Source organism: Cellulomonas uda, assembly GCF_006538705.1.
Taxonomy (GTDB): domain Bacteria; phylum Actinomycetota; class Actinomycetes; order Actinomycetales; family Cellulomonadaceae; genus Cellulomonas; species Cellulomonas uda.
The window spans coordinates 61,750-84,786 of sequence record NZ_BJLP01000006.1 but is presented as its reverse complement, the minus strand read 5'-3'; the positions used below and the strand labels follow the sequence as shown (position 1 = coordinate 84,786).

Sequence of the window (23,037 nt, the reverse complement as noted above, 5' to 3'; positions counted from 1 at the left end):
GGGGTCGCCCGCGGCCGCCGCGCGCGACGCGGGGTCGCCCGCGGACGCCAGGTCGGACAGGTCGGGGACGGGTACGACGACGTCGACCGCGATCTGCTTGGTCGCGGGCGGCTGCACGACGACGACCTCGCGCCCGCCCTCGGACCGCGGCCGCGCCCCCGCGAGGAAGGACGCCACCGCCTCCACGGGCCGGACCGTCGCGGACAGCCCGATGCGCTGCGCGGGCGGCCGGCCCGAGGCCTCGAGCAGCACGTCGAGGCGCTCGAGCGACAGCGCGAGGTGCGCACCGCGCTTCGAGCCCGCGACGGCGTGGATCTCGTCGAGGATCACGGTGTGCACGCCCGCGAGCCCGGCGCGTGCCCCCGACGTCAGGACGAGGTAGAGGGACTCGGGCGTCGTGATGAGCACGTCCGGCGGTCGCGTCGCGAACGCGCGGCGCTCGGCGGGGGGCGTGTCGCCGGTCCGGGTGCCGACCGCGACCTCGGGGAGGCTCGTGCCGAGCCGGGCTGCCGCCTGCCGGATCCCCACGAGCGGCGAGCGCAGGTTGCGCTCGACGTCGGTCGCGAGCGCCTTGAGCGGTGAGACGTACACCACGCGGCAGCGGTGCGTCGGATCGTCCGGCGGGCTGCTCGTCAGCAGGCCGTCGAGCGCCCACAGGAACGCCGCGAGCGTCTTGCCCGACCCGGTGGGCGCGACGACGAGCGCGTGCCGCCCGCCCGAGACCGCGTCCCACGCGCCGACCTGCGCGGCGGTCGGCTCGGTGAACGCGCCGGTGAACCACGTGCGGGTCGGCTCGGAGAAGCGGGTGAGCACCACGTGCGACATCGTCGCAGGCCGCGCCCACACCCGCCGCCCGCGGGCGGGCGTCCCGACCGCGACCCCGCGTCCGTCGGCCCCGTCCGCCGGCCGTGTGCGTCCCGACGCCTGCGCGTGACAGGCTGGCGCCGTGAGGTACAGCGAGTTCTGGGAGCTGGTCGAGGAGGTGCTCGGCAGCGCGCACGGGCGCGAGCTGGTCGCGACCCTCGTCGTCGGCGCGCTCGAGAACCGCACACCCGCGGCCGCGCTCGAGGACGGTGCCGACCCGCGCGAGGTCTGGCACGCCATGTGCGACGAGCTGCAGATCCCTCAGTCGCAGCGCTGGGGCGCCGACCTGCGCCGCCCGGCGCCACCCCGCCGGTAGACCGGCAGGCGTTCAGCCGGTAGACCAGCACTGGGACCATCCGGCGGACCGCCGGTGGGCGACCCGAGGACGACCCGAGGACGACCCGAGGACGGCCGGTGGACGACGGGCGAGAGCAGACCGCGCGTCGGCGCGCGACGTGGCTGCCGACGTTCGGTGACGCGGCCGACGCGCTCGTCGGCCTCGTCGCGACGGCGGCGGGTCTCGGGGTCGCGATCGCCCTGGTCGACGGCGTCGAGGCCACCGGGGTCGGCGGTGTGCTCGTCGTCGCGCTCCTCGTGTTCGTCGGTGACCCCGCGCTGCGCCCCCCGCTGCGCGCGCTCGCACGGCCCGTCGGAGCGATGGGCGCCCTGGTGCTCGGCCTCGTCGCGCAGGTCGCGATCGCGTGGGCCGCGCTCTCCCTGGTGCCGGGCATCGAGGTGACCTCGGCGTGGGCGGTGGTGCGCGTCATCGTGATCGCCGCGGTCGTCATGGCGGTCGGCCGCTGGCTGCTCGGCGCGAACGACTCCGAGTACGTGATCTCCGACGTGCTGCGTCGCGCCCGCCGCAAGGCGCGCCGGCTCGACGGCCGCGTGCCGCAGGGCAGGCCCGCCGGCATGCTCGTCGTGCAGCTCGACGGCGTCGCCGAGCCCGTGCTGCGCGAGGCGGTCGAGGCCGGGCTCGCGCCGACGATGCAGCGCTGGCTCACGCAGGGCACGCACCGGCTCGAGACGTGGTGGGCGCGCGTGCCGTCGACGACCCCCGCGAGCCAGGCCGGCCTGCTGCACGGCGAGTCCGGCGAGATCCCCGCGTTCCGGTGGTGGGACCGCGGGCTCGGCCGCCTCGTCGTGACCAACCACCCCGCGGACGCCGCGCTCGTCGAGGCGCGCCTCACCGACGGCAAGGGGCTGCTGGCGGGCGGCGGCACGGCCGTGTCCACGATGTTCACCGGCGATGCCGAGCGCGCGTACGTCGTGATGAGCCGCACACGCACGCGCGCCCCCGACGGCTCGGGCGGTGGCCTGGGGCCGGGGGCGGAGTTCGTGCGGTTCTTCGCGAGCCCGTTCGTGCTCGCCCGCGCGGTCTCGCTCACGATCGGCGAGATCGTCAAGGAGCTGTACCAGGCGCGGCGCCAGCACGTGCGCGACGTGCGCCCGCGCATCTCGCGCGGCGGCTGGTACGTCGTGCTGCGCGGCGTGACGAACGTGCTCATGCGGGACCTGTCGACGTCGCTCGTCGCCGAGGCGGTCGTCCGGGGCGACCCGGTGGTGTTCGTCGACCTCGTCGACTACGACGAGATCGCGCACCACGCCGGTCCCACGCGCCCCGAGTCGCTGCGGGCGCTCGAAGGGCTCGACCGGGTGCTGCGCACGCTCGAGCAGGCCGTCGCGGTCGCGCCGCGCGACTACCGCGTCGTCGTGCTGTCCGACCACGGGCAGGCGCTCGGCGAGACGTTCGAGCAGCTCGAGGGCGCGAGCCTGCTCGACGTCGTGCGCGAGCTCATGGCGCGGCCGGACGCGAGCGGTGTCCAGAGCGGGACCGGCGAGGACTGGGGACCGCTCAACGCGCTCCTGACGAGCGTCGTGGGCTCGGGCGGCAGCCGCGCGGTCGGGCCCGACGCCGGACGGGCGTCGGGTCGCGTGCGGGACTCCGCGGCCCCCGAGCCGCCCGAGGTGGTCGTCGTCGGGTCCGGGAACCTCGGGCTGGTGTGGTTCCCGCGAGCCGACCACCGGCTCGTGCTCGAGGAGCTGCAGGAGCGCTGGCCCGCGCTCGTGCCGGGGCTCGCCGCGCGGCCCGGCGTCGGGGCGGTCGTCGTGGACACGCGCACGCGCGGGCTCGTCGCGATCGGTGCGCGCGGACTGGTGCTCCTGGAGCCCGACCGCGACGCGGACCCGGCCGACGCGGTCGAGGGGGAGGACCCGCTGGCGCCGTACGGGCCGCGGGGACGCGCGGACCTCGCGCGCGCCGCGCGGCTGCCGCACACGGGCGACCTGCTGCTCGTGTCGCGCGTCACGCCGGGCGGGCACGTGCACGCGTTCGAGGGCCAGGTCGGGTCCCACGGCGGGATCGGCGGGGCGCAGAACCTCGCGATGCTCCTGCACCCCGCGCAGTGGCCCGTGGACGACGAGCTGCGCGAGGCGGTCGGCGCGCAGCACCTGCTCGTGGGCGCGGAGGCCGTGCACGAGCAGCTCGTGCGGTGGGCGCGGCGTGCCGGGCTGCGGGAGGTGTGACGTGACGTCGCGGGACGAGATGCCCGATGTCGCTGTGCCCGACGTCGCTGTGCCCGATGTCACGGTGCCCGATGTCACGGTGCGCTGGCTCGGTCACGCGAGCGTGGTGCTCGACCTCACGCTCGCGGGGGAGCAGCCGGGGGTCGCGCGACGCGTCCGGCTGCTGACGGACCCCCTGCTGCGCCGTCACGCGGGCCTGCTGCGCCGCCGCGGCGGGGCGCCGCGGCGCGAGGACTGGTGCGACGCGGACGCGGTGCTGGTCTCGCACCTGCACCACGACCACGCGGAGCTGGGCTCGCTCGAGCTGCTGGGCGCGACGCCCGTGGTCGCACCGCCCAGCAACGCCCACTGGCTCACCCGCCACGGCGTGCCGGCGGTCGCGGTGCCCGAGGGCTCGTGGTGGCACGTGCCCGGCACGGGCGTGCGTGTGCGGCCGGTGACCGCGGTGCACGGGCACCGGCCCATGCCGCACCGGCCGAACGCGGCCGTGGGGTTCCTCGTCGTCGGCCCCGGGGTGCGGGTGTGGTTCGCGGGGGACACCGCGCCGTTCCCGCAGATGGCGGAGCTGCCTGCGCTCGCGGGCGGGCCCATCGACCTCGCGCTGGTGCCCGTGGGCGGGTGGGGGCCGCGGCTGTCCGGCGGGCACATGGACCCGGTCCAGGCCGCCGAGGCGGTCGCGGCGGCTGCCGCCCGGCTGGATGGACGCGGCCGGTCCGGCGTTCGCCGCGGCCGTCGCGCGGCGGGCGCCGGGCTGCGCGGTGCACGTGCTCGAGCCCGGGGACCAGGTCCGCGTGCGCGTGCGGTGACGCGTCACGCGGGACACCGGCGTGTCGCGCGCGATCGAACGTCTGTTCGGTAGTGTGGTGCGCGGTGACGACGTCCGCGACGTCCACCCGTCCACAGGTCGGTCCGCGTGAGGGGCCGTCCACAGGGCCGGGAGGTGCGCGACGGCTGTGTCGGTGGTCGGGCATAGCGTCACCGCACGACGAGAAGACCAGCCCCCGCAGGCGCAGCACGTCAGCTGCTCGAGACGAAGGTGGAGCACATGCCTCCCGCACCCCAGGACCGCGAGAAGGCCCTCGAGGCCGCCCTCTCCCAGATCGACCGTCAGTTCGGCAAGGGCTCCATCATGCGCCTCGGAGACGAGGGCCGTGCCCCCGTCGAGGTGATCCCCACCGGCTCGATCGCGCTCGACGTCGCGCTCGGCATCGGCGGTCTCCCGCGCGGCCGCATCATCGAGATCTACGGCCCGGAGTCCTCCGGCAAGACGACGGTCGCGCTGCACGCGGTCGCGAACGCGCAGCGGGCCGGCGGCATCGCGGCGTTCATCGACGCGGAGCACGCGCTCGACCCGGAGTACGCCAAGAAGCTCGGTGTGGACACCGACGCGCTGCTCGTGTCCCAGCCGGACACGGGCGAGCAGGCGCTCGAGATCATGGACATGCTGATCCGCTCCGGCGCGATCGACATCATCGTGATCGACTCGGTCGCGGCGCTCGTGCCGAAGGCCGAGATCGAGGGCGAGATGGGTGACAGCCACGTCGGTCTGCAGGCGCGACTGATGTCGCAGGCGCTGCGCAAGATCACCGGTGCCCTCAACTCCTCCGGCACCACCGCGATCTTCATCAACCAGCTGCGCGAGAAGATCGGCGTGTTCTTCGGCTCGCCCGAGACCACGACCGGTGGCAAGGCCCTCAAGTTCTACGCGTCGGTCCGCATGGACATCCGCCGGATCGAGACCCTCAAGGAGGGCACCGACGCGGTCGGCAACCGCACGCGCGTCAAGGTCGTCAAGAACAAGATGGCGCCGCCGTTCAAGCAGGCCGAGTTCGACATCCTGTACGGCGTGGGCATCTCGCGCGAGGGCTCGCTGATCGACCTCGGTGTCGAGCACGGCTTCATCCGCAAGTCCGGTGCGTGGTTCACGTACGAGGGCGACCAGCTCGGTCAGGGCAAGGAGAACGCGCGCAAGTTCCTGCGCGACAACCCGGACCTCGCCGACGAGCTCGACAAGAAGATCAAGGAGAAGCTCGGCATCGGTGCGCGCCTCGACGTGCCGGCGGACGCACCGCCGGCGGTCGACTTCTGACCTCTGTCGGAGCATCGGTATGGCGATGAGCAACGCGGGTGCTCGTCGACGGCGGCCCGCTCAGGAGCCGCCGTCGACGGGCGCCGCGGCGCACGACGCCGAGCCCGACCAGGAGTCCGTCGCACGGTCCATCGCGCTGCGGCTGCTCACGGGCGCGCCGCGGAGCCGGGCGCAGCTCGAGGAGGCGATGGCACGTCGCGAGGTCCCCGAGGAGGTCGCGACGCGCGTGCTCGACCGGTTCACCGAGGTCGGGCTCATCGACGACGCCGAGTACGCACGGATGCTCGTGCGGACCCGCCACGAGGAGCGCGGGCTGTCCCGCCGGGCGCTCGCGGTCGAGCTGCGGCGCAAGGGCATCGACGACGAGACCGCGGCGGTCGCGCTCGAGCAGGTCGACCATGACGACGAGGAGGAGGCGGCGCGCGCAATCGTGCGCCGCAAGCTCCGGGCGACGTCCGGGCTCGACGACGCGACCCGTCTGCGGCGGGTCGCGGGCACCCTCGGCCGCAAGGGCTACGCGCCAGGACTCGCGCTGCGGCTCGCGCGCGAGGAGCTCGCCGGCGAGCGCGGGCAGCACGCCGACGACGGTCCGTCCGCGGGTCCCTGGGACGTCTGAGGGGCACCCGTCCGGCAGGACGAGAGACCCATGACGAGCGCCCGGGCGCATCGCTCGGGCACTGACCTGGACGGATGCCCTCGTCCTGGTTCGGGTGTCGCGGCGGACGAGGGGCCGTGCGTGCGCGACAATGACCGCGACGAGCGGAGGTGAGCGTGGACTGGAGCGGTGTCGCGACAGTCGTCGGGCTGCTCGGCGCCTGCCTCGTGGCGCTCATCCTCGTGCTCATCGCGCGGCGTGAGGCGAGCGCCCAGCGCGAGCAGGCGGCCAAGGACGTCGCCGAGATCAAAGGTGCGGCGCGCGAGCTGCTCGCCTCCGCCGAGCGACGCGAGCAGCGGGCGCGCGAGCGCGACGAGGCGGCTGCCGCGGCGCACTCCCAGGCCCAGGCCGCCGAGGAGCGCGCTCGTGAGCACGAGCGCAGCGCGCAGACCGCCGAGCGTGCCGCCGAGCGTGCGCTGGCCGCCGCCGAGCGTGACAGTGCCGCCCAGGTGGAGCGCGCCGCCCAGCAGGCGCGCACGACCCTCGACGCCGCGCACGCGCAGGCGCGCGCCGAGCTGGAGTCGGCGACCGGGCTCACGGCCGACGAGGCGCGCGCCGCGCTCACCCGCCGCATCACCGAGCAGGCGCAGAACGAGGCCTCGTCGTACGTACGACGCGCAGAGGCCCAGGCGCGCCGCACCGCGGAGGCCCGTGCGCGCCGCATCGTCGCGACCGCGGTGCACCGCACGGCCGTGGCCACGAGCGCGCAGGCCGGCCTGACCGTCGTCCCGGTGCCGTCGGACGAGATGAAGGGCCGCATCATCGGCAAGGAGGGCCGCAACATCCGGTCCTTCGAGGCACTCACCGGCGTCAACGTGCTCGTCGACGAGCAACCGGACGCCGTGGTGCTCTCGTGCTTCGACGCCGAGCGTCGCGAGGTCGCCCAGGTGACGCTCGAGGCGCTCGTCGCGGACGGGCGGATCCAGCCGCAGCGCATCGAGGAGGCGTACGCCGAGGCGCTCGCCGGCGCCGACGACCGTGCGGTCGCGGCCGGGCACGTCGCGGCCGAGCGCGCGGGGGTGGAGGGTCTGCACCCGGTGCTCGTGCGGACGCTCGGGCGGTTGCGGCTGCGCACGTCGTACGGGCAGAACGTGCTCGAGCACCTCGTGGAGAGCGCGCTGCTCGCGGGCTCGGTCGCGGCGGAGCTCGGTGCGGACGAGCAGCTCGCGCGGCGTGCAGCGCTGCTGCACGACGTGGGCAAGGCGCTCACGAACGAGATCCCGGGGACGCACGCCGCGGTGGGCGCCGAGCTCGCCCGGCGCCACGGGGAGGACGACGTCGTCGTCAACGCGATCGCCGCCCACCACGACGAGGTGCCGCTCGAGACGGTCGAGGCCGTCGTCGTGCAGATCGCCGACGCGATCTCGGCGTCGCGCCCGGGCGCGCGGCGCCAGGAGCTCGACCAGTACCTCGAGCGCATGGACCGGCTCGAGAGCCTCGTCGCGAAGCACCGGGGCGTGCGGCGGGCGCTCGCGATGGCCGCGGGGCGCGAGGTGCGCGTCGTCGTCGAGCCGTCGGAGGTCGACGACGGGAGCCTGCCGGACCTCGCGCGCGCGATCGCGCGGCACATCGAGGCCGACCTGACCTACCCGGGTGAGATCACGGTCACGGTCGTGCGCGAGATCCGCGCGAGCGCCACCGCCGGCTGACCCGCGACGACGCCGGGTACGGCAGCCCGGACGGCGCCCCCGACGGTACCGGGACGGCCGGGGTCAGGGCCGCTGGTCGTCGACGCCGGCCGTCACGACGAGGCTGGGCGCCTCGGCACGCGCCTTGCCGGCCGTGCGACGGCCCACCCGGCCGGCGAGCGCCTCGGCGAGCCGCGTGAGCAGCCAGTTGATGACGATGAACACGACCGCCGCGACCACGAGGGCCTGCAGGATGTTGCCGTTGCCGGACCCGAACCGTCGCGCCGCCGCGAGCAGCTCGGGGTAGGTGATGATCGCGCCCAGCGCGGTGTCCTTGAGGATCACGACGAGCTGGCTCGCGATCGCCGGGAGCATCGCGATGACGGCCTGCGGCACCTCGACGAGGCGCAGCGACTGCGGCCGACGCAGCCCGATCGCGAGCGCGGCCTCCCGCTGGCCCTTGGGCAGGTTGTGCACGCCCGAGCGCACGAGCTCGGCGAACACGGAGCCGTTGTAGAGGGTGAGCCCGAGCACGACCGAGACGAGGGGCAGGTCCTGGGGCGAGACCAGGTCGAGCCGGGGGATCGCCATGTAGAAGAAGACCATCATGATGAGCACGGGCAGCGCGCGGAAGAACTCGACGACGCCGCCCGCCACCATGCGCACGGTGCGCGACGCGGACAGCCGCCCGAGCCCGAACACGAACCCGAACACACCCGCCGTGACGATGGACAGCCCGGCCGCGACGAGCGTCTGGCGCAGGCCGGGCAGGAAGTAGTCCTCCCACGCGCTGACGGTGAACAGCGGGGCCCACAGGTCGCTGTCGAGCTGGCCCTTGCGGTTCAGCAGCACCAGCGCGTACACGGCGATGCCGACCACGACGACGGTCGCGGCGACGTTGACCCAGACCATCCGGCGCCGCGCGCGCGGGCCGGGGGCGTCGAACAGGACGGACCCGCTCACCGCGCCACCGCCAGCCGTCGCGACAGGCTCGTCGTCGCGAGCCCGATGGGCACGACGATGAGGACGAACCCGAACGCGAAGATGAAGAAGATCGCCAGGATGAGGTCCGGGCGGTTCTCGATCATCGTGCGCAGGAGCCCCGAGGTCTCGGCGACCGAGCCCGCCGCGGCGACGGTCGAGTTCTTGGTGAGGGCGATGAGCACGTTGCCGAGCGGCGCCACCGCGCCCCGGAACGCCTGCGGCAGGATGACGAGCCGCGCGGACGAGGCGAAGTCCAGGCCGATCGCGCGCGCCGCCTCGGCCTGCCCGACCGGGACCGTGTTCACGCCCGAGCGCAGCGCCTCGCACACGAACGCCGCGTGGTAGACGGCCAGGCCGAGCACCGACAGCCAGAAGAAGTTGCGCTGGAAGTCGGACGAGAGCGTGATGCCGAGCTGCCCCCACAGGCCGAGCACGCAGAACACGATGATCACGGTGAGGGGCGTGTTGCGGATCAGCGTGACGTACGTGGAGCCGGCCCACCGCAGGCTCGGCACGGGGGAGATGCGCATGACCGCGAGGACGGTCCCGACGACGAGCGAGACGATCGCCGCGAAGAACGTCAGCTGGATGTTGGTCCAGAACGCCCCGAGCACGTCGAACTCGCTGAACAACGACGTGAAGTCGTCCACCGACCCTCCTGTCACGCTTCGTCCACCCGAGTGCTGGTCCGCCGGCGTCGGGTCGGGCCGCGCTGACGGCCCGACCCGACGTCAGGCCTCACCCGCAGGCGGCGGGCGTCGGCGGGTTGAGGTCGGCGTTCGGCTCGTACCCGGACGCGCTGACGTTGTCGTCGAGCGCCTTCTGCCACGAGCCGTCCTCGAGCATCGCGTTGATGGCGTCCGTGACGGCCTGGCACTTGTCGGAGTCCTTCGGCAGGCCGACGCCGTAGTTCTCCTCGGAGAACGGGTTGCCGACGACCTTGACCTTGCCCTCGTTGGCGGGGATGGCGGCGAGGCCCGCGAGGATGATGTCGTCGGTCGTGACCGCGTCGACCGTCCCGGCGGTGAGCGCGGTGACGCACTCGCTGTAGCCGGGCTGCTCGAGCAGCTGGGTGCCCGCCGCGTAGTCGTCCTTGATGCGCTGCGCGGACGTCGACCCCGTCACCGAGCACAGGTTCTTTCCGTCGAGGTCCTCCGGGCCGGTGATCGAGGTGTCGTCGGCCGCGACGAGCAGGTCCTGACCGGCGACGAAGTACGGACCGGCGAAGGAGATGACCTTCTTGCGCTCGTCGGTGATCGAGTACGTCGCGAAGATCATGTCGACCTGGCCGTTCTGCAGCATGGTCTCGCGCTGCGCGGACGGGGACTCGACGAACTCGATCTGGTCCTCGGAGTAGCCGAGCTTGTCGGCGACGTAGCGGGCGACGTCCACGTCGAACCCGGTGTACTCGTCGCCGTCCTTGAAGCCCAGGCCGGGCTGGTCGAACTTGATGCCGATGCGGATCGTGCCGCCGTCGCCGGTCCCGTCGCCGGTGGCGCCGTCGTCACCGTCGTCGGACGAGCAGGCCACCAGGGTGAGTGCGGCGGCGAGGGCGAGCGCGGCGGCGCCCGCGGTCCGGCGCGGTCGGTGCGTGAGACGGGTCATGGTGGGTCCCTTCGTGTCGGGTGACTGCGCTTCGTGCGGGAGGTCGGCGGGTCGTCCGGGTCAGTGGGTGAGGATCTTGGACAGGAAGTCGCGGGCGCGCGCGCTCGACGGCGACGTGAAGAACGTCTCGGGGTCGGCCTGCTCGACGATCTCGCCGCCGTCCATGAACACCACGCGGTTCGCGGCGCGGCGCGCGAAGCCCATCTCGTGGGTGACGACGAGCATCGTCATGCCGTCACGCGCGAGCCCGACCATGACGTCGAGCACCTCGTTGATCATCTCGGGGTCGAGCGCGGACGTCGGCTCGTCGAACAGCATGACCTTGGGGTCCATCGCGAGCGCCCGGGCGACCGCGACGCGTTGCTGCTGACCGCCCGACAGCTGGGCGGGCAGCTTCTCGGCCTGGTTCGCGACGCCGACCCGGTCGAGCAGCTCCATCGCGCGGCTGCGGGCCGCGGCGCGCTTGACGCCCTTGGCCTTGATCGGCCCCAGCGTGACGTTCTCCAGCACCGTCTTGTGCGCGAACAGGTTGAACGACTGGAACACCATGCCGACGTCGGCCCGCAGGCGTGCGAGCTCGCGTCCCTCGGCCGGCAGCTCGCGGCCGTCGATCGTGATCGTGCCGGCGTCGATGGTCTCGAGCCGGTTGATGGTGCGGCACAGGGTGGACTTGCCGCTGCCGGAGGGACCGATGATCACGACCACCTCGCCCCGCGCGACCGTCAGGTCGATCTGCTTGAGCACGTGCAGGGGGCCGAAGTGCTTGTCGACGCCGCGCAGCTCGACGAGGGGCGCCCCCTCGTCGTCGTGCGCCGCGGGCCCGGACGAGGCTGTCGCGAGGTCCACCATCCGACGAATGTAGGGGGAAATGCCCCGTGGTGCATCCTTCGTCGCGTTTCGATCAGGAAACATCTGGGGCGGACCGGACGCGTGACCAGGTCACGGCCGCCCGGTCACCGCCGCGGTGCGACGGCCTGCGACGACGCGCGCGTACCCTGGTCGGTGATGTCCACGACCCTGCCTGCCCCCGCGCCCGCCCCGACGCCCGCCGAGGCGCCACGGGGCTCGGCGCGCACCTACCTGGTCAAGACGCTCGGCTGCCAGATGAACGTGCACGACTCCGAGCACATGGCCGGCATGCTCGAGCAGGCGGGCTACGTCGCGGCGACGCCCGAGCAGGTCGCGGCGGAGGACGCCGACGTCGTCGTCATCAACACGTGCGCGGTGCGTGAGAACGCCGCGGACAAGCTGTACGGCAACCTCGGTCGCCTCGCGGGCACCAAGCGCAGCCGCCCGGGGGGCATGCAGATCGCCGTCGGCGGCTGTCTCGCGCAGAAGGACCGTGCGGGCATCGTCGAGCGGGCGCCGTGGGTGGACGTCGTGTTCGGCACGCACAACCTCGACGTCCTGCCCGCGCTGCTGGAGCGCGCGCGGCACAACGAGCGCGCGCAGGTCGAGATCGAGGAGTCCCTCAAGGTCTTCCCGTCGACGCTGCCGACGCGCCGCGAGTCCGTGTACGCGGGCTGGGTGTCCATCAGCGTGGGCTGCAACAACACGTGCACGTTCTGCATCGTCCCGCACCTGCGCGGCAAGGAGCGCGACCGTCGGCCCGGCGAGATCCTCGCGGAGGTCGAGGCGCTCGTCGCGACGGGCGCGATCGAGGTGACGCTCCTGGGCCAGAACGTCAACTCCTACGGCGTCGGCTTCGGCGACCGGGGCGCGTTCGCCAAGCTGCTGCGCGCGGTCGGTGCGGTGGACGGGCTCGAGCGCGTGCGCTTCACCTCGCCGCACCCCGCCGCGTTCACCGACGACGTCATCGCGGCGATGGCGCAGACCCCCACGGTGATGCCGTCCCTGCACATGCCGCTGCAGTCCGGCTCGGACCGCGTGCTTCGCGCGATGCGGCGGTCGTACCGCTCGGAGAAGTTCCTCGGCATCCTGGACCGCGTCCGAGCGCAGATCCCGCACGCCGCGATCACGACCGACATCATCGTCGGGTTCCCGGGGGAGACCGACGAGGACTTCGAGGACACGCTGCGCGTGGTCGAGGCCGCGCGGTTCTCGTCGGCGTTCACGTTCCAGTACTCCCCGCGCCCGGGCACCCCCGCGGCGGACCTGCCGGACCAGCTGCCCAAGGCGGTCGTGCAGGAGCGCTATGAGCGGCTCGTCGCGCTCCAGGAGCGGATCTGCGCGCAGGAGAACGCCGCGCAGGTGGGTCGGGTCGTCGAGGTGCTCGTCGCCGAGGGCGAGGGCCGCAAGGACGGCGAGACGCGCCGCATCTCGGGGCGCGCCGCGGACAACCGGCTCGTGCACCTCGCCCTGCCGACGGACCTGGCCCCGGCGGACGCCCCGCGGCCCGGCGACCTCGTCACGGTGCGCGTGACGCACGGCGCGCCGCACCACCTGGTCGCGGACTCCGCGGTGACGGGCGGCCCGTTCACGGTGCGTCGCACCCGGGCCGGGGACGCGTGGGCGGCACGGCAGGGCGGCGAGCACGGGCACGACGAGCACGCGGGCGGCTCGTGCGGCACGGGCGGCGCACCCGCCGGTCCGGTGAGCCTGGGGATGCCGACGCTCACGGTTCGCTGACCCGCTGACCCGCTGACGCGCACCCGCGTGGGGCGCACCGCGGCGCGCGTGCCGGGTGCGGCGTCAGTCGTCCGGCAGCCCGGTCGTCGGCCCGGGGCCCGGGATCGTCGCCTCGAGCGCCGCGAACAGCTGCACACCCGTCCCCAGGCCGCACGCCAGGATCTGCGCGAGCTGCGCGTCGGTCGCCCCCGGCTCGAAGTCGGCGCTCACCTCGGAGTACAGGGCGAGCATGCCCTCCTCCTCGCGGACGTACGCCTTGGGCCAGATGCGCTCGCGGTTCCAGTCGTTCAGCGCGAGCGACACCGCGCCCCGCTGCTCGAGCGGGACCTGGCGCTGCCACCGACCGCGCACCTGCACGATCTTGTCGTGCTCGCCCAGGAGCAGGAACCAGAAGCGGCTGCCGTCCCACGTGCCGGTGAGGTCGCCGTCGTCGTCGACGATGAACCGGTAGCCCTTGCTGAGCAGGTAGTCGCCCACGCGGTCGCGCGTGACGGGACGCGGCTCCTCGTCGTCCGACGGCACGTCCTTGGGCGGCTTCGGCAGCCCGCCGAGCACGCGCAGCAGCCAGCCGGGCCCGCTCACGGCATGCTCCCGGCCGGGTCGGGGTACTTCTCGTCGAGCGCGTCGAAGAACATCGAGCCGGTGGACAGCCCGCAGAACAGCAGCTGCGAGAGCTGCGCGTCGGTCGCGCCGTGCTCGAGGTCGGTCGCGACCTCCGAGACGACGTGCACGCGCCCGTTGTCCCGCACGCGCACGTACGCCTTGGGCCAGATCCGGTCGGCGTTCCACTCGTTGCACAGGTCGAGCACCTCCTCGAGGCGCTCGATCGCGATCTCCCGGTGCCACTGGCCGCGGACCTGCAGGATCTCCGAGCTCTCGCCGAAGAGGAAGAAGTAGAACAGTCGCCCGCGCCACAGGCCGCCGAGGTCACCGTCGTTGTCGACGAAGTAGCTGAAGTGGTTGTCGCTCATCCACGCGGCGATGCGGGCCGGCGTGACCGCGCGCGGGTGGTCCGGCGCGGGCTCGGCGACGCCCAGCTCGCGCGCGAGGAGACGCGTGACGCTGTCGTGGAGCTCGTCGTCGCTCGGGTCGGAGGCGGGACCGCGAGCCTGTCCGGTGCCCGCCGGCGCGCGCCGCCGACGCCACCAGGGACGGTGCTCGTCGGGCGTGGCGGTCATGGGGCGACACTACCCGGGCCCCCGCGCGAGATCGCGGTGGGCGTCCCGAACCGTGGACGGGCGGACGGGCGGCGTCGCGCTCGCCCGGTGCGCCGCGCGCGGGCTAGGGTCGCGACGATCGCGCACGACGACGACGAGGACGGTGCCCCCGTGGGCTTCTTCACCAGGAACGACCAGCCCGAGGCAGCAGCGGAGGCGCCCGGGCGCTCGACCACGCTCGAGCCGCTGTCGAACGAGCGGATCACCGCCGTCCTCGACGCGCACGGGTACCGGTACGCGATCGACTCCGACGGCGACATCGGGGGGATCTGGGACGACCACGTCTTCTACTTCGTGCGCATCGGGCCGGAGCGCGAGTTCCTGCAGGTGCGCGGTCGCTGGTCGCGCGCGGTGCCGGCGGCGGCGTACCCCGAGGTGCTCGAGCTCGTGAACGAGTGGAACACCTCGAAGGTGTTCCCCAAGACGTACGTGCGCGTCGAGGAGGACCAGCTGGGCGTCTACGCCGAGCACGCCGTGGACTACGCGCACGGGCTCGCGGACGAGCAGCTCGACCAGCACCTGAGCTGCGCCGTGTCGACCGCGCTCGCGTTCTTCGCGCGGCTCGACGAGGCCTACCCGCAGGCGGTGGAGGAGCACCGCGCGCGCATCGCCGCGGCGCGCGAGGGCTGACGTCACGCCCCGCGCGGGGCGTGCCCGGTGAGCGGCTAGGTTCGGTGCATGCTCGTCGCCGCCGCGCTCGTCCCCGACACCGTGCTCCTGGTCCCCGGGGCGAGCGGACGCACGGACGCTGCGGGTGCGCTCCGCGCGGCGGCCGTGGAGGCGGTCGCGTCCGCCGTGCGCGCCGCCGACCGCGTGGTCGTGGTGGCGCCCGACGACGGCGCGGCAGGGTCGACGACCGACGACGTCGTCGCGCTCGCCGGACCGGTCTCGGCGTCGCTCGCGCCCGTCGGTGTCCCGGACCACCTGCTCGCCGACGCCGTCGGGGGCGACCCCATCGCGGTGTCCTCCGTACGGACGCAGGAGCGCCGGGTGGCGCCGCCCGGCGCCTCGCTCGCGCTGCACCTGCTCGCCGCGGCCGGCTGGTCCGGGCCGCCGGGGTGCCTCGTGGTCGCGCGCACGCCGCGCGCGGGGGCGGCGGGCGCGCTGCGGACGGCGGGACGGGCGGCGGTGGGCGAGGGCCGCACGGCGCTGGTCGTGGTCGGCTCGGCGAGCGGTCGGCACGGGCCGGACGGCCCCCTCGCCGACGACCCCGCCGCTCCCGCGTACGACGCACGCCTCATCGCCGACCTGGCGGCGGCCGACCCGGACGCGCTCGACCGGCTCGCGGGGCTCGACGCCGGCGAGGCCGCGGCGCTCGCGGTGACCGGCTGGGGACCGTGGCAGGTGCTGCTCGGTGCGCTCGACGGGGCACGCGTCGTCGCCGACGTGCGCGGCGTGCTCCTGCTCGGTGCGCAGCACGTCGTCGGGACGTGGGTGGCGGCGTGAGCCCGCTCGTCGTCGCCGTCGTCGGCCCCACCGCGACCGGCAAGTCCGACCTCGCGGTCGAGCTCGCGCTCGCGCTGGGCGGCGAGGTGCTCAACGCCGACGCGCTGCAGCTCTACCGGGGCATGGACGTCGGGACCGCCAAGCTCACGCCCGCCGAGCGGCGCGGCGTGCCGCACCACCTGCTCGACGTGCTGGACCCGCGTGACGAGGCCAGCGTCGCCGACTACCAGGCGCTCGCGCGTGCGGCGGTCGACGACTGCCACGCCCGCGGCGTGCGCGTCGTCGCGGCGGGCGGCTCCGGGCTGTACGTGCGGGCGCTGCTCGACCACATGGAGTTCCCCGGTACGGACCCGGCCGTGCGTGCCCGGCTCGAGCAGCGCGTCGAGGAGGAGGGGTCGCGTGCGCTGCACGCGGAGCTCGAGCGCGTCGACCCGACGGCCGCGGCGTCGATCGGTCCGCGCAACGCACGTCGCGTCGTGCGGGCGCTCGAGGTCATCGCGCTCACCGGTCGGCCGTACTCGTCGTCGCTGCCGCAGCACGTGTACGAGGTCCCGGCCGTGCAGATCGGGCTCGACTGCGACCGTGCCGTGCTCGACGAGCGCGTCGCCGCACGCACGCGGCGGATGTTCGCCGACGGGCTGGTCGACGAGGTCGAGCGGCTCCTCGCGCACGGCATGGGGCGGACCGCGGCACGGGCGGTCGGGTACGCCGAGACGGCCGCGCTGCTGCGCGGCGAGCTCACGCCCGACGAGGCGCGGGACGCGATCACCGCCGGGACGCGGCGGCTGGCCCGCAAGCAGATGGGCTGGTTCGGGCGGGACCCGCGCGTGCACTGGCTCGACTCGCGCGACCCGGACCTCGTCGCGCACGCGCTCGCGCTCGTCGCGCAGGCCGACGCGGGCCGTCTCGGACACGCCACGGACGACCCGGCGCCCCGCCGTAGTCTGGGCTCATGACCGCCGCCGTGGACGTCGCCGCCGGCACCGGCCCGGGCGCGACCGGGACCCTGCACGTCACCAAGGGGCACGGGACCCAGAACGACTTCGTGCTGCTCGACGACCGTGACGGGCGCCTCGACCTGAGCGCGGCGCTCGTGCGTGCGCTCGCGGACCGACGCGCGGGCGTGGGCGGCGACGGGGTGATCCGGCTCGTCGGCACGCAGCACGTCGCCGAGGGGGCGCACCTGCTCCAGACCGCTCCCGACGCGCGCTGGTTCATGGACTACCGCAACGCCGACGGCTCGGTCGCGGAGATGTGCGGCAACGGCGTGCGCGTGTTCGCGCTGTACCTCGACCGGCTCGGCCTGTGGGACGACGGCGACGAGCTCGCGGTCGGTACGCGCGCGGGCGTCATGCGGGTGCGCCGGGTCGCCGTGCCGCAGGACGTCACGGACGGGGCGTGGTTCGCGTTCGACATCGGCCGCTGGCACCTGCCCGGCGGGGCCGCCGCCCAGAGCGCGGGGTTCGACGCCGAGGTCACGGTCGCGGGCCTCGACGTCGCGCGGCCCGCGCTGAGCGTCGACGTGGGCAACCCGCACAGCGTGCTCGCCCTGCCCGACACCGCGGTGCTCGACGCCGCCGATCTCGTGACCGCGCCCCGGGTGGAGCCCGTGCCCCCGTACGGCACGAACGTCGAGCTCGTCGTGCCGCTGGGCGAGTCCGTCGTCGACGGCAGCCTCACGGGCAGGTTGCGCATGCGCGTGCACGAGCGCGGTGTGGGGGAGACCCGCTCGTGCGGCACGGGAGCGGTCGCCGCCGCGATGGCCGTGCGCACCTGGGCGGGCCCGGGCGCGCCCGACGTCTGGCTCGTGGACGTGCCGGGCGGCACCGTCCGGGTCACCGCGCTCGCGGACTCCCGCGCGGAGCTCGCGGGGCCGGCGGTGCTCGTCGGCGAGATGGACGTCGACGTCACGGCCCTCCTCGGCGCGTGAGTGCCTCGCAGGTCCCGGTGGTCTCGCCCGCGGAGCTGGGCGGGCCGCTCGGGGAGCGCGCCACCGTCGTCGAGCTGTCGAGCACGTTCTGCCAGCCGTGCCGCATGGCGCGGGTGGTGCTCCAGCGCGCGGTGGGCACGGCCGAGGGCGTCCGGCTGGTCGAGCTGGACGTCGCCGGACCGCTCGGGGAGCGGCTGGGGCGTCGGCTCGGTGTCCTGAGCACGCCGACCGTGCTGGTCCTCGACGCCGACGGCGTCGTGCGGCACCGCGCGGCCGGGGTGCCGCGGCTGGCTCAGGTGCGCGCGGCGCTCGGGTCGGTGGGCTCCACGGCGGGCGCCGGCGACCCGGCGGGGCCCGTGGCCTGACGCGCGGCCACGCGTCGCGCGACCACGGCCGACCCGGCGGCGAGCACCACCGTGAGCGCGAGGCACGCGACGTAGGGTGCGTCGCCGCCCTGGTCGGCGGCCGCCGCGAACACGACGCCGGTCACCGCGAGCGCCATCGACGCGCCGATCGAGTCCGCCACGGACAGCGCCGAGCTGTTGGTCCCGGCGGCCTCGCGCGAGGAGTAGCGCAGCACGAGCACCGTCTGGCGGGCGTACGTCAGCCCCATCCCGAACCCGGCGGTCGCCCACGTCACGACGAGCACGGGCACGGGTGCGTGCACCGCCGCGGCGAGCGTCGAGGCCGCGATCCCGAGCGTGACGACGATCGTGCCCACGCGGATCGCGCGCTCGTGACCGAGCCGGGTCTCGCCCAGCCGGCCCTGCAGCCACGACGCGAGCGCCCACGTGAGCGCGGCGCCCGTGAGCGTGACCCCCGCGAGCGTCGCCGCGACGTCGTACCGGCGCGTGAGCAGGTACGGCAGGTACACCTCGGCACCGAAGAACGCGCCCGCGAGCAGCCCGCGCGACGCGACGACGGCGGGCAGCCCGCGCACCGCGCGCAGCGTCCCCGCGGGGACGAGCCGGGCGAGGGCGACGAGCGCCACGCCACCGCCGACGACCGCGGTCGCCGTGGTCGCCGCGCCGGTGAGCTCGGCGCTCGCGCCGAGGGCGAGCACCGCGACGGCCGCGAGCACCGCCCAGGCGACGCGGCGTGACGCCACGCGCGAGCCTCCCGCGGCACGGTCCGGCGCGGCCCGGGACGCGTCCGCGGGCTCGGGTGCGCCGACCGGGGCGACGCGGCGCAGGACCACCGCCACCACCGGCACGACGAGGACGGCGACCGCGAGGAACACCCACCGCCAGTGCAGGTGCTCGGTCACGAGACCGGCGACCGGCGGCCCGACGAGCGACGGCACCACCCACGCCGCGGAGAAGCCGGCGAACACGCGGGGGTGCAGCTCACCCGGGTAGAGCCGGGCGACGACGACGTACGACACGACCGTGAGCGCGCCGCCGCCGAGGCCCTGCAGGAGACGGCCGCCGGCGAGCACGACCATCGTCGGGGCGAGCCCGGCCACCACGAGGCCCAGGACGAACGCACCGGCCGCGGCCACCAGCGGCCGCGCAGGGCCGGTGCGGTCCGCCCACGCGCCCGCGAGCACCATCCCGACGACGCCGGAGGCGAGCGGTGCGGCGAACGCGACCGCGTACAGGCCCGCGCCGTCGAGCTCGAGCGAGACGGTGGGCATCACCGTGGTGACGGCGAGCGACTCGAACGCCGCGAGGAAGACGATCGCGCACAGCGCCCACGTCGTGGCGCGCAGCCGGGTCCAGACGGCGCGGGCGTCGGGGGTCACGGCGGCAGGCACCGGAGCACCTTAGGCACCCGCACGCACGCCGAGCGGTCAGCGGGCGTCGTCGGCCGCCGTGATCTCCAGCACGCGGAAACCCTTGGCGCTCGCCCGGCGCGTCACCTCCGCGCGCCCCGCGAGCTCGTCGGACAGCCACCGGTGCAGCGAGTCCGCACCGAGGTTCTTGCCGACGACGAGGTGGGCGCGGCCGCCCGGGGCCAGGCGCGGGAGCCAACGCAGGAGCAGCTCGTGCAGCGCCTGCTTGCCGACCCGGATCGGCGGGTTCGACCAGAGCGCCGCGAACCGCACGTCGTCGGGCACGTCGTCGGGCTGCACGGCCCGCACGTTCGTCGCCCCGGCCGCGGCCGCGTTGTGGCGCACGAGGTCGAGCGCGCGCTCGTTGACGTCGACCGCCCACACGCGCGCGTGCGGCGAGCGCAGCGCGAGCTCGAGCGTGATCGGTCCCCACCCGCAGCCGAGGTCCAGCAGGTCCCCGACCGCCGGGGGCGGCGGGACCTCGTCGAGCAGCACCCGCGTCGCGTGGTCCACGTGGTCGGGGGAGAACACCCCGCCCGCCGTCTGGAGGGTCAGGTCGCGTCCCGCGAGGTGCACGACGACGGTGCGGCGCTCGTCGGGGGACGCGGGCCGCGCGGTGAAGTAGTGGTCGGCTGCCACGGGGCGAGGGTATCGCTGCGCCGGGAGCGAAAACGCGTCGCCGCGTCGCCGGGGGCGTGCGACCCTGGACGGGACGCGGGAGGCGTGCGCCCCCGCGTGGACCGCACCAGCGACGTCGAAGGAGCCGCGTGAGCGAGACCCACAGCACCACCACACCGAGCCCCACGCCGGACGAGCCGCGCTCGCCCCAGCAGGTGGCCGACGACGTGGTGGCGCGGGTGCTCGCGAGGGCGGGGACCGCGCTGCACGCCGGCGGCACGGTGCACTCCTCGTACGACGGCGACCAGCTCGACCTCGAGGAGCGCACGTCGCTGCGCCGCGTGGCGGGACTGTCGACCGAGCTCGAGGACGTCACCGAGGTCGAGTACCGCGAGCTGCGCCTGGAGAAGGTCGTGCTCGTCGGCGTGTGGGGCTCGTCCGGCGCGGGCGCGGCGAACGGGACGCTCGGCGAGGCCGAGGTGTCCCTGCGCGAGCTCGCGGCGCTGGCCGAGACCGCGGGCTCGCAGGTCCTGGAGGGGCTGCTGCAGCGCCGCGCGAAGCCCGACCCGGGCACGTACCTCGGCTCCGGCAAGGCCGCCGAGCTCGCGTCGGTCGTCGCCGCGGTGGGGTCCGACACCGTCGTGGTCGACGGCGAGCTCGCACCCTCGCAGCGCCGCGCGCTCGAGGACATCGTGCGGGTCAAGGTGGTCGACCGCACGGCGCTGATCCTGGACATCTTCGCCCAGCACGCCAAGTCGCGTGAGGGCAAGGCGCAGGTCGAGCTCGCGCAGCTCGAGTACCTGCTGCCGCGCCTGCGCGGCTGGGGCGAGTCGATGTCCCGCCAGGCCGGTGGCCAGGTCGGCGGGGCGGGGGCGGGCATGGGCTCGCGCGGACCCGGTGAGACCAAGATCGAGCTCGACCGCCGGCGCATCCGCAACCGGATGGCCAAGCTGCGCCGCGAGATCGCGGCGATGCAGCCCGCGCGGCTGACCAAGCGCGCGTCGCGCCGCCGCAACGCGATCCCGTCGGTCGCGATCGCCGGCTACACCAACGCGGGCAAGTCCTCGCTGCTCAACCGGCTGACGAACGCGGGCGTGCTCGTCGAGAACGCGCTGTTCGCGACGCTCGACCCGACCGTGCGCCGTGCGGAGACGGTCGACGGCCGCGTCTACACGCTCGCCGACACGGTCGGGTTCGTGCGTGCGCTGCCGCACCAGCTCGTCGAGGCGTTCCGCTCGACGCTCGAGGAGGTCGCCGACGCGGACCTCATCCTGCACGTCGTCGACGCCTCGCACCCCGATCCCGAGGGGCAGATCGCGGCCGTCCGCCACGTCTTCGCGGACATCCCCGGCGCGATGGACGTGCCCGAGATCATCGTGCTCAACAAGGCGGACCTGGCGTCGCCCGAGGCGATCGCCCGGTTGCGCTCGCGTGAGCTGCACTCGATCGTCGTCTCGGCGCACAGCGGTGAGGGCATCGCGGAGCTGCAGGCCCTGATCGCGGACCAGCTCCCGCGGCCGGGGGTCAGCGTGGACGTGGTGGTGCCGTACCACCGCGGCGACCTCGTGAGCCGCGTGCACGAGCACGGCGACATCGACCACGAGGAGCACACGGCCGACGGGACGGCGCTGCGCGCGCGCGTCGACGAGTCGCTGGCCGCCGAGCTCGAGGCCGCGGCGGTCCGCCGCGCCTGAGAGTCACGCCTGAGCGTCACGCCTGGGCGTCGTCCGCTTCCTCGAACGCGTCGGGAACACCGTCGCCGTCGGAGTCGAGCCGCTCCGCCTGCTCGATCCGGCGGTACGCGCGGTTGCGAGCGCGGAGCAGGACGGCCGCGACGCCGGACGCGACGACAGAGCCCGCGAGGACGCCCACCTTGACGTGCTCGGCGCGTACCGCGGAGTCGAACGCGAGCTCGCCGATCAGCAGCGACACGGTGAACCCGATCCCGCCCAAGGCGGCCACGGCGACGACGTCCCACCAGCTCAGGGCCGGGTCCAGCCGGGCGCGGGTCACGCGTGCGACGAGCCAGGTGGTGCCGAGGATGCCGACGAGCTTGCCCACCACGAGCCCCGCGACGATGCCGAGCGCCACCGCGTCGGTGAGCGAGGTGCGCAGGCCGTCCAGCCCTCCGACGCTCACCCCGGCGGCGAAGAACGCGAACACCGGCACCGCCACGCCCGCCGACAGCGGCCGGAACCGGTGCTCGAGGTGCTCGGCCGGTCCCGGCCCGGCGGTGGGCCCGCCGGCCCGCGCGCTGCGCACGACGGGGACGGTGAAGCCGAGCAGCACGCCGGCGACGGTCGCGTGCACCCCGGACGCGTGCATGAGCGTCCACGCGCCGAACGCGAGCGGGAGCAGCAGCCAGCCGGAGCGGACCCGACGCTGCACGGCCACCGCGAAGACGGCGACGAGCGCGAGCGCGCCGAGCAGGGGCGTGACCTGCACCGTGTCGGTGTAGAACACCGCGATCACGGTGACGGCGAGCAGGTCGTCGACGACGGCGAGCGTGAGCAGGAAGGTCCGGAGCGCGGCGGGCAGGTGCGTGCCGACGACCGCGAGCACCGCGAGTGCGAACGCGATGTCCGTCGCCGTGGGGATCGCCCACCCGTCCAGCGCGTCGCCGCCGGACCGTGCGGCGACCACGACGTAGACGACCGCGGGGACGACCATGCCGCCGACGGCCGCGAGGACCGGCAGCGCGGCGCGCCGGGGATCGCGCAGGTCGCCCGCCATGAACTCGCGCTTGAGCTCCAGGCCGACGACGAAGAAGAAGATCGCCAGGAGGCCGTCGGCTGCCCAGGTACCCAGCGACAGGTGCAGGTGCAGGGCCTCGGGCCCGACCTCGTGGTCGCGCAGCGCCCTGTAGGACGCAGCAGCAGGGGAGTTGGCCCACACGAGAGCGACGACCGTCGCTGCGAGGAGGAGGGCGCCTCCCACGGTCTCCTTCCGGAGGATCTCCGAGACGCGGCGGGTCTCGGGCCACGAGCGGCGCGACAGCAGGGTGGTGGGTGCGATCGGCATGCGGGGAGTCCTCGGGGTCGGCGACGATGACGCCGACCAGGCTTCCCGGCACTCCGGGTCCGATCCTACGACGCCCGTGGCGTGGGCGCGG

The 23,037-nt window shown here is 74.8% G+C and carries 23 protein-coding genes; 13 read left to right on the top strand and 10 right to left on the bottom strand.

Going from position 1 to position 23,037, the window contains the following annotated elements; all coding sequences use genetic code 11:
- Nucleotides 1-825: DEAD/DEAH box helicase (locus tag CUD01_RS03190; protein ID WP_141318626.1), on the bottom strand; the 825-nt coding region annotated here is incomplete at its 3' end.
- A gap of 121 nt (nt 826-946) precedes the next feature.
- Between CUD01_RS03190 and CUD01_RS03185 the strand changes: the two genes are divergently transcribed.
- From CUD01_RS03185 to rny, 6 genes are all read left to right on the top strand, one after another.
- Nucleotides 947-1,180 carry a DUF3046 domain-containing protein gene (locus CUD01_RS03185; RefSeq protein WP_094179779.1) on the top strand — a complete coding sequence of 78 codons (234 nt, stop codon included), beginning with the start codon at nt 947-949 and terminating at the stop codon, nt 1,178-1,180.
- 98 nt (nt 1,181-1,278) lie between these two features.
- A complete protein-coding gene (locus tag CUD01_RS03180) occupies nt 1,279-3,390 on the top strand; it encodes an alkaline phosphatase family protein (RefSeq protein WP_141318624.1) in 2,112 nt (703 codons plus the stop codon).
- Nucleotides 3,391-3,424: 34 nt separating this feature from the next.
- Nucleotides 3,425-4,249 carry an MBL fold metallo-hydrolase gene (locus CUD01_RS03175; RefSeq protein ID WP_244937629.1) on the top strand — a complete coding sequence of 275 codons (825 nt, stop codon included), beginning with the start codon at nt 3,425-3,427 and terminating at the stop codon, nt 4,247-4,249.
- A gap of 186 nt (nt 4,250-4,435) precedes the next feature.
- Nucleotides 4,436-5,479: a recombinase RecA gene (gene recA, locus CUD01_RS03170; protein ID WP_094182098.1), complete on the top strand. Its 1,044-nt coding sequence runs from the start codon at nt 4,436-4,438 to the stop codon at nt 5,477-5,479.
- 25 nt (nt 5,480-5,504) lie between these two features.
- Entirely contained in the window at nt 5,505-6,095 is a 591-nt protein-coding gene (locus CUD01_RS03165; RefSeq protein WP_141318622.1) for a regulatory protein RecX, read from the top strand.
- A 149-nt stretch (nt 6,096-6,244) separates the two neighbouring features.
- On the top strand, nt 6,245-7,783 hold the full coding sequence (gene rny, locus CUD01_RS03160; RefSeq protein WP_244937627.1) for a ribonuclease Y: 1,539 nt from the start codon (nt 6,245-6,247) through the stop codon (nt 7,781-7,783).
- Between the two features lie 63 nt (nt 7,784-7,846).
- Here rny and CUD01_RS03155 read toward each other — a convergent pair whose 3' ends face one another.
- From CUD01_RS03155 to CUD01_RS03140, 4 genes are all read right to left on the bottom strand, one after another.
- A complete protein-coding gene (locus CUD01_RS03155) occupies nt 7,847-8,725 on the bottom strand; it encodes an amino acid ABC transporter permease (RefSeq protein ID WP_141318620.1) in 879 nt (292 codons plus the stop codon).
- The gene (locus CUD01_RS03150; RefSeq protein ID WP_094179783.1) at nt 8,722-9,396 is read right to left on the bottom strand and encodes an amino acid ABC transporter permease; all 675 of its coding nucleotides are present in this window, start codon (nt 9,394-9,396) and stop codon (nt 8,722-8,724) included. Before CUD01_RS03150 ends, CUD01_RS03155 begins: the two co-directional genes overlap by 4 nt.
- Nucleotides 9,397-9,484: 88 nt before the next feature.
- Nucleotides 9,485-10,351 (bottom strand): glutamate ABC transporter substrate-binding protein, encoded by an 867-nt coding sequence (locus CUD01_RS03145; RefSeq protein ID WP_094179784.1) that lies wholly within the window; start codon nt 10,349-10,351, stop codon nt 9,485-9,487.
- A 60-nt stretch (nt 10,352-10,411) separates the two neighbouring features.
- Nucleotides 10,412-11,200 carry an amino acid ABC transporter ATP-binding protein gene (locus tag CUD01_RS03140; protein WP_141318618.1) on the bottom strand — a complete coding sequence of 263 codons (789 nt, stop codon included), beginning with the start codon at nt 11,198-11,200 and terminating at the stop codon, nt 10,412-10,414.
- Nucleotides 11,201-11,356: 156 nt separating this feature from the next.
- Here CUD01_RS03140 and miaB point away from each other — a divergent pair, with 156 nt between their 5' ends.
- The gene (miaB, locus tag CUD01_RS03135) at nt 11,357-12,940 is read left to right on the top strand and encodes a tRNA (N6-isopentenyl adenosine(37)-C2)-methylthiotransferase MiaB (protein ID WP_141318616.1); all 1,584 of its coding nucleotides are present in this window, start codon (nt 11,357-11,359) and stop codon (nt 12,938-12,940) included.
- A 63-nt stretch (nt 12,941-13,003) separates the two neighbouring features.
- Here miaB and CUD01_RS03130 read toward each other — a convergent pair whose 3' ends face one another.
- Nucleotides 13,004-13,522: a type III secretion system chaperone family protein gene (locus CUD01_RS03130; RefSeq protein ID WP_141318614.1), complete on the bottom strand. Its 519-nt coding sequence runs from the start codon at nt 13,520-13,522 to the stop codon at nt 13,004-13,006.
- The gene (locus CUD01_RS03125; RefSeq protein WP_094179787.1) at nt 13,519-14,118 is read right to left on the bottom strand and encodes a type III secretion system chaperone family protein; all 600 of its coding nucleotides are present in this window, start codon (nt 14,116-14,118) and stop codon (nt 13,519-13,521) included. Before CUD01_RS03125 ends, CUD01_RS03130 begins: the two co-directional genes overlap by 4 nt.
- 150 nt (nt 14,119-14,268) lie before the next feature.
- Between CUD01_RS03125 and CUD01_RS03120 the strand changes: the two genes are divergently transcribed.
- Genes CUD01_RS03120 through CUD01_RS03100 form a run of 5 tightly spaced genes read left to right on the top strand, consistent with a single transcriptional unit; the run spans nt 14,269 to nt 17,898 of the window.
- On the top strand, nt 14,269-14,787 hold the full coding sequence (locus CUD01_RS03120) for a type III secretion system chaperone family protein (protein WP_244937626.1): 519 nt from the start codon (nt 14,269-14,271) through the stop codon (nt 14,785-14,787).
- A gap of 48 nt (nt 14,788-14,835) precedes the next feature.
- Entirely contained in the window at nt 14,836-15,603 is a 768-nt protein-coding gene (locus tag CUD01_RS03115; protein WP_141318612.1) for a class III extradiol ring-cleavage dioxygenase family protein, read from the top strand.
- Entirely contained in the window at nt 15,600-16,559 is a 960-nt protein-coding gene (gene miaA, locus CUD01_RS03110; RefSeq protein WP_141318610.1) for a tRNA (adenosine(37)-N6)-dimethylallyltransferase MiaA, read from the top strand. The genes CUD01_RS03115 and miaA overlap by 4 nt, the downstream gene beginning before the upstream one ends.
- Nucleotides 16,556-17,533 carry a diaminopimelate epimerase gene (gene dapF / locus CUD01_RS03105; protein ID WP_141318608.1) on the top strand — a complete coding sequence of 326 codons (978 nt, stop codon included), beginning with the start codon at nt 16,556-16,558 and terminating at the stop codon, nt 17,531-17,533. Before miaA ends, dapF begins: the two co-directional genes overlap by 4 nt.
- Nucleotides 17,530-17,898 carry a TlpA family protein disulfide reductase gene (locus CUD01_RS03100; protein WP_141318606.1) on the top strand — a complete coding sequence of 123 codons (369 nt, stop codon included), beginning with the start codon at nt 17,530-17,532 and terminating at the stop codon, nt 17,896-17,898. The genes dapF and CUD01_RS03100 overlap by 4 nt, the downstream gene beginning before the upstream one ends.
- Here CUD01_RS03100 and CUD01_RS03095 read toward each other — a convergent pair.
- Together CUD01_RS03095 and CUD01_RS03090 are read right to left on the bottom strand one after the other, a co-directional pair.
- Nucleotides 17,826-19,289: an MFS transporter gene (locus tag CUD01_RS03095; RefSeq protein WP_244937625.1), complete on the bottom strand. Its 1,464-nt coding sequence runs from the start codon at nt 19,287-19,289 to the stop codon at nt 17,826-17,828. The genes CUD01_RS03100 and CUD01_RS03095 overlap by 73 nt on opposite strands.
- Before the next feature lie 36 nt (nt 19,290-19,325).
- Nucleotides 19,326-19,946: a class I SAM-dependent methyltransferase gene (locus CUD01_RS03090; protein WP_141318604.1), complete on the bottom strand. Its 621-nt coding sequence runs from the start codon at nt 19,944-19,946 to the stop codon at nt 19,326-19,328.
- A gap of 128 nt (nt 19,947-20,074) precedes the next feature.
- Between CUD01_RS03090 and hflX the strand changes: the two genes are divergently transcribed.
- Nucleotides 20,075-21,619 carry a GTPase HflX gene (hflX, locus tag CUD01_RS03085; RefSeq protein WP_141318602.1) on the top strand — a complete coding sequence of 515 codons (1,545 nt, stop codon included), beginning with the start codon at nt 20,075-20,077 and terminating at the stop codon, nt 21,617-21,619.
- Nucleotides 21,620-21,635: 16 nt separating this feature from the next.
- Here hflX and nhaA read toward each other — a convergent pair whose 3' ends face one another.
- Entirely contained in the window at nt 21,636-22,946 is a 1,311-nt protein-coding gene (gene nhaA / locus CUD01_RS03080) for a Na+/H+ antiporter NhaA (RefSeq protein WP_094179793.1), read from the bottom strand.
- Between the last annotated feature and the right edge of the window lie 91 nt (nt 22,947-23,037).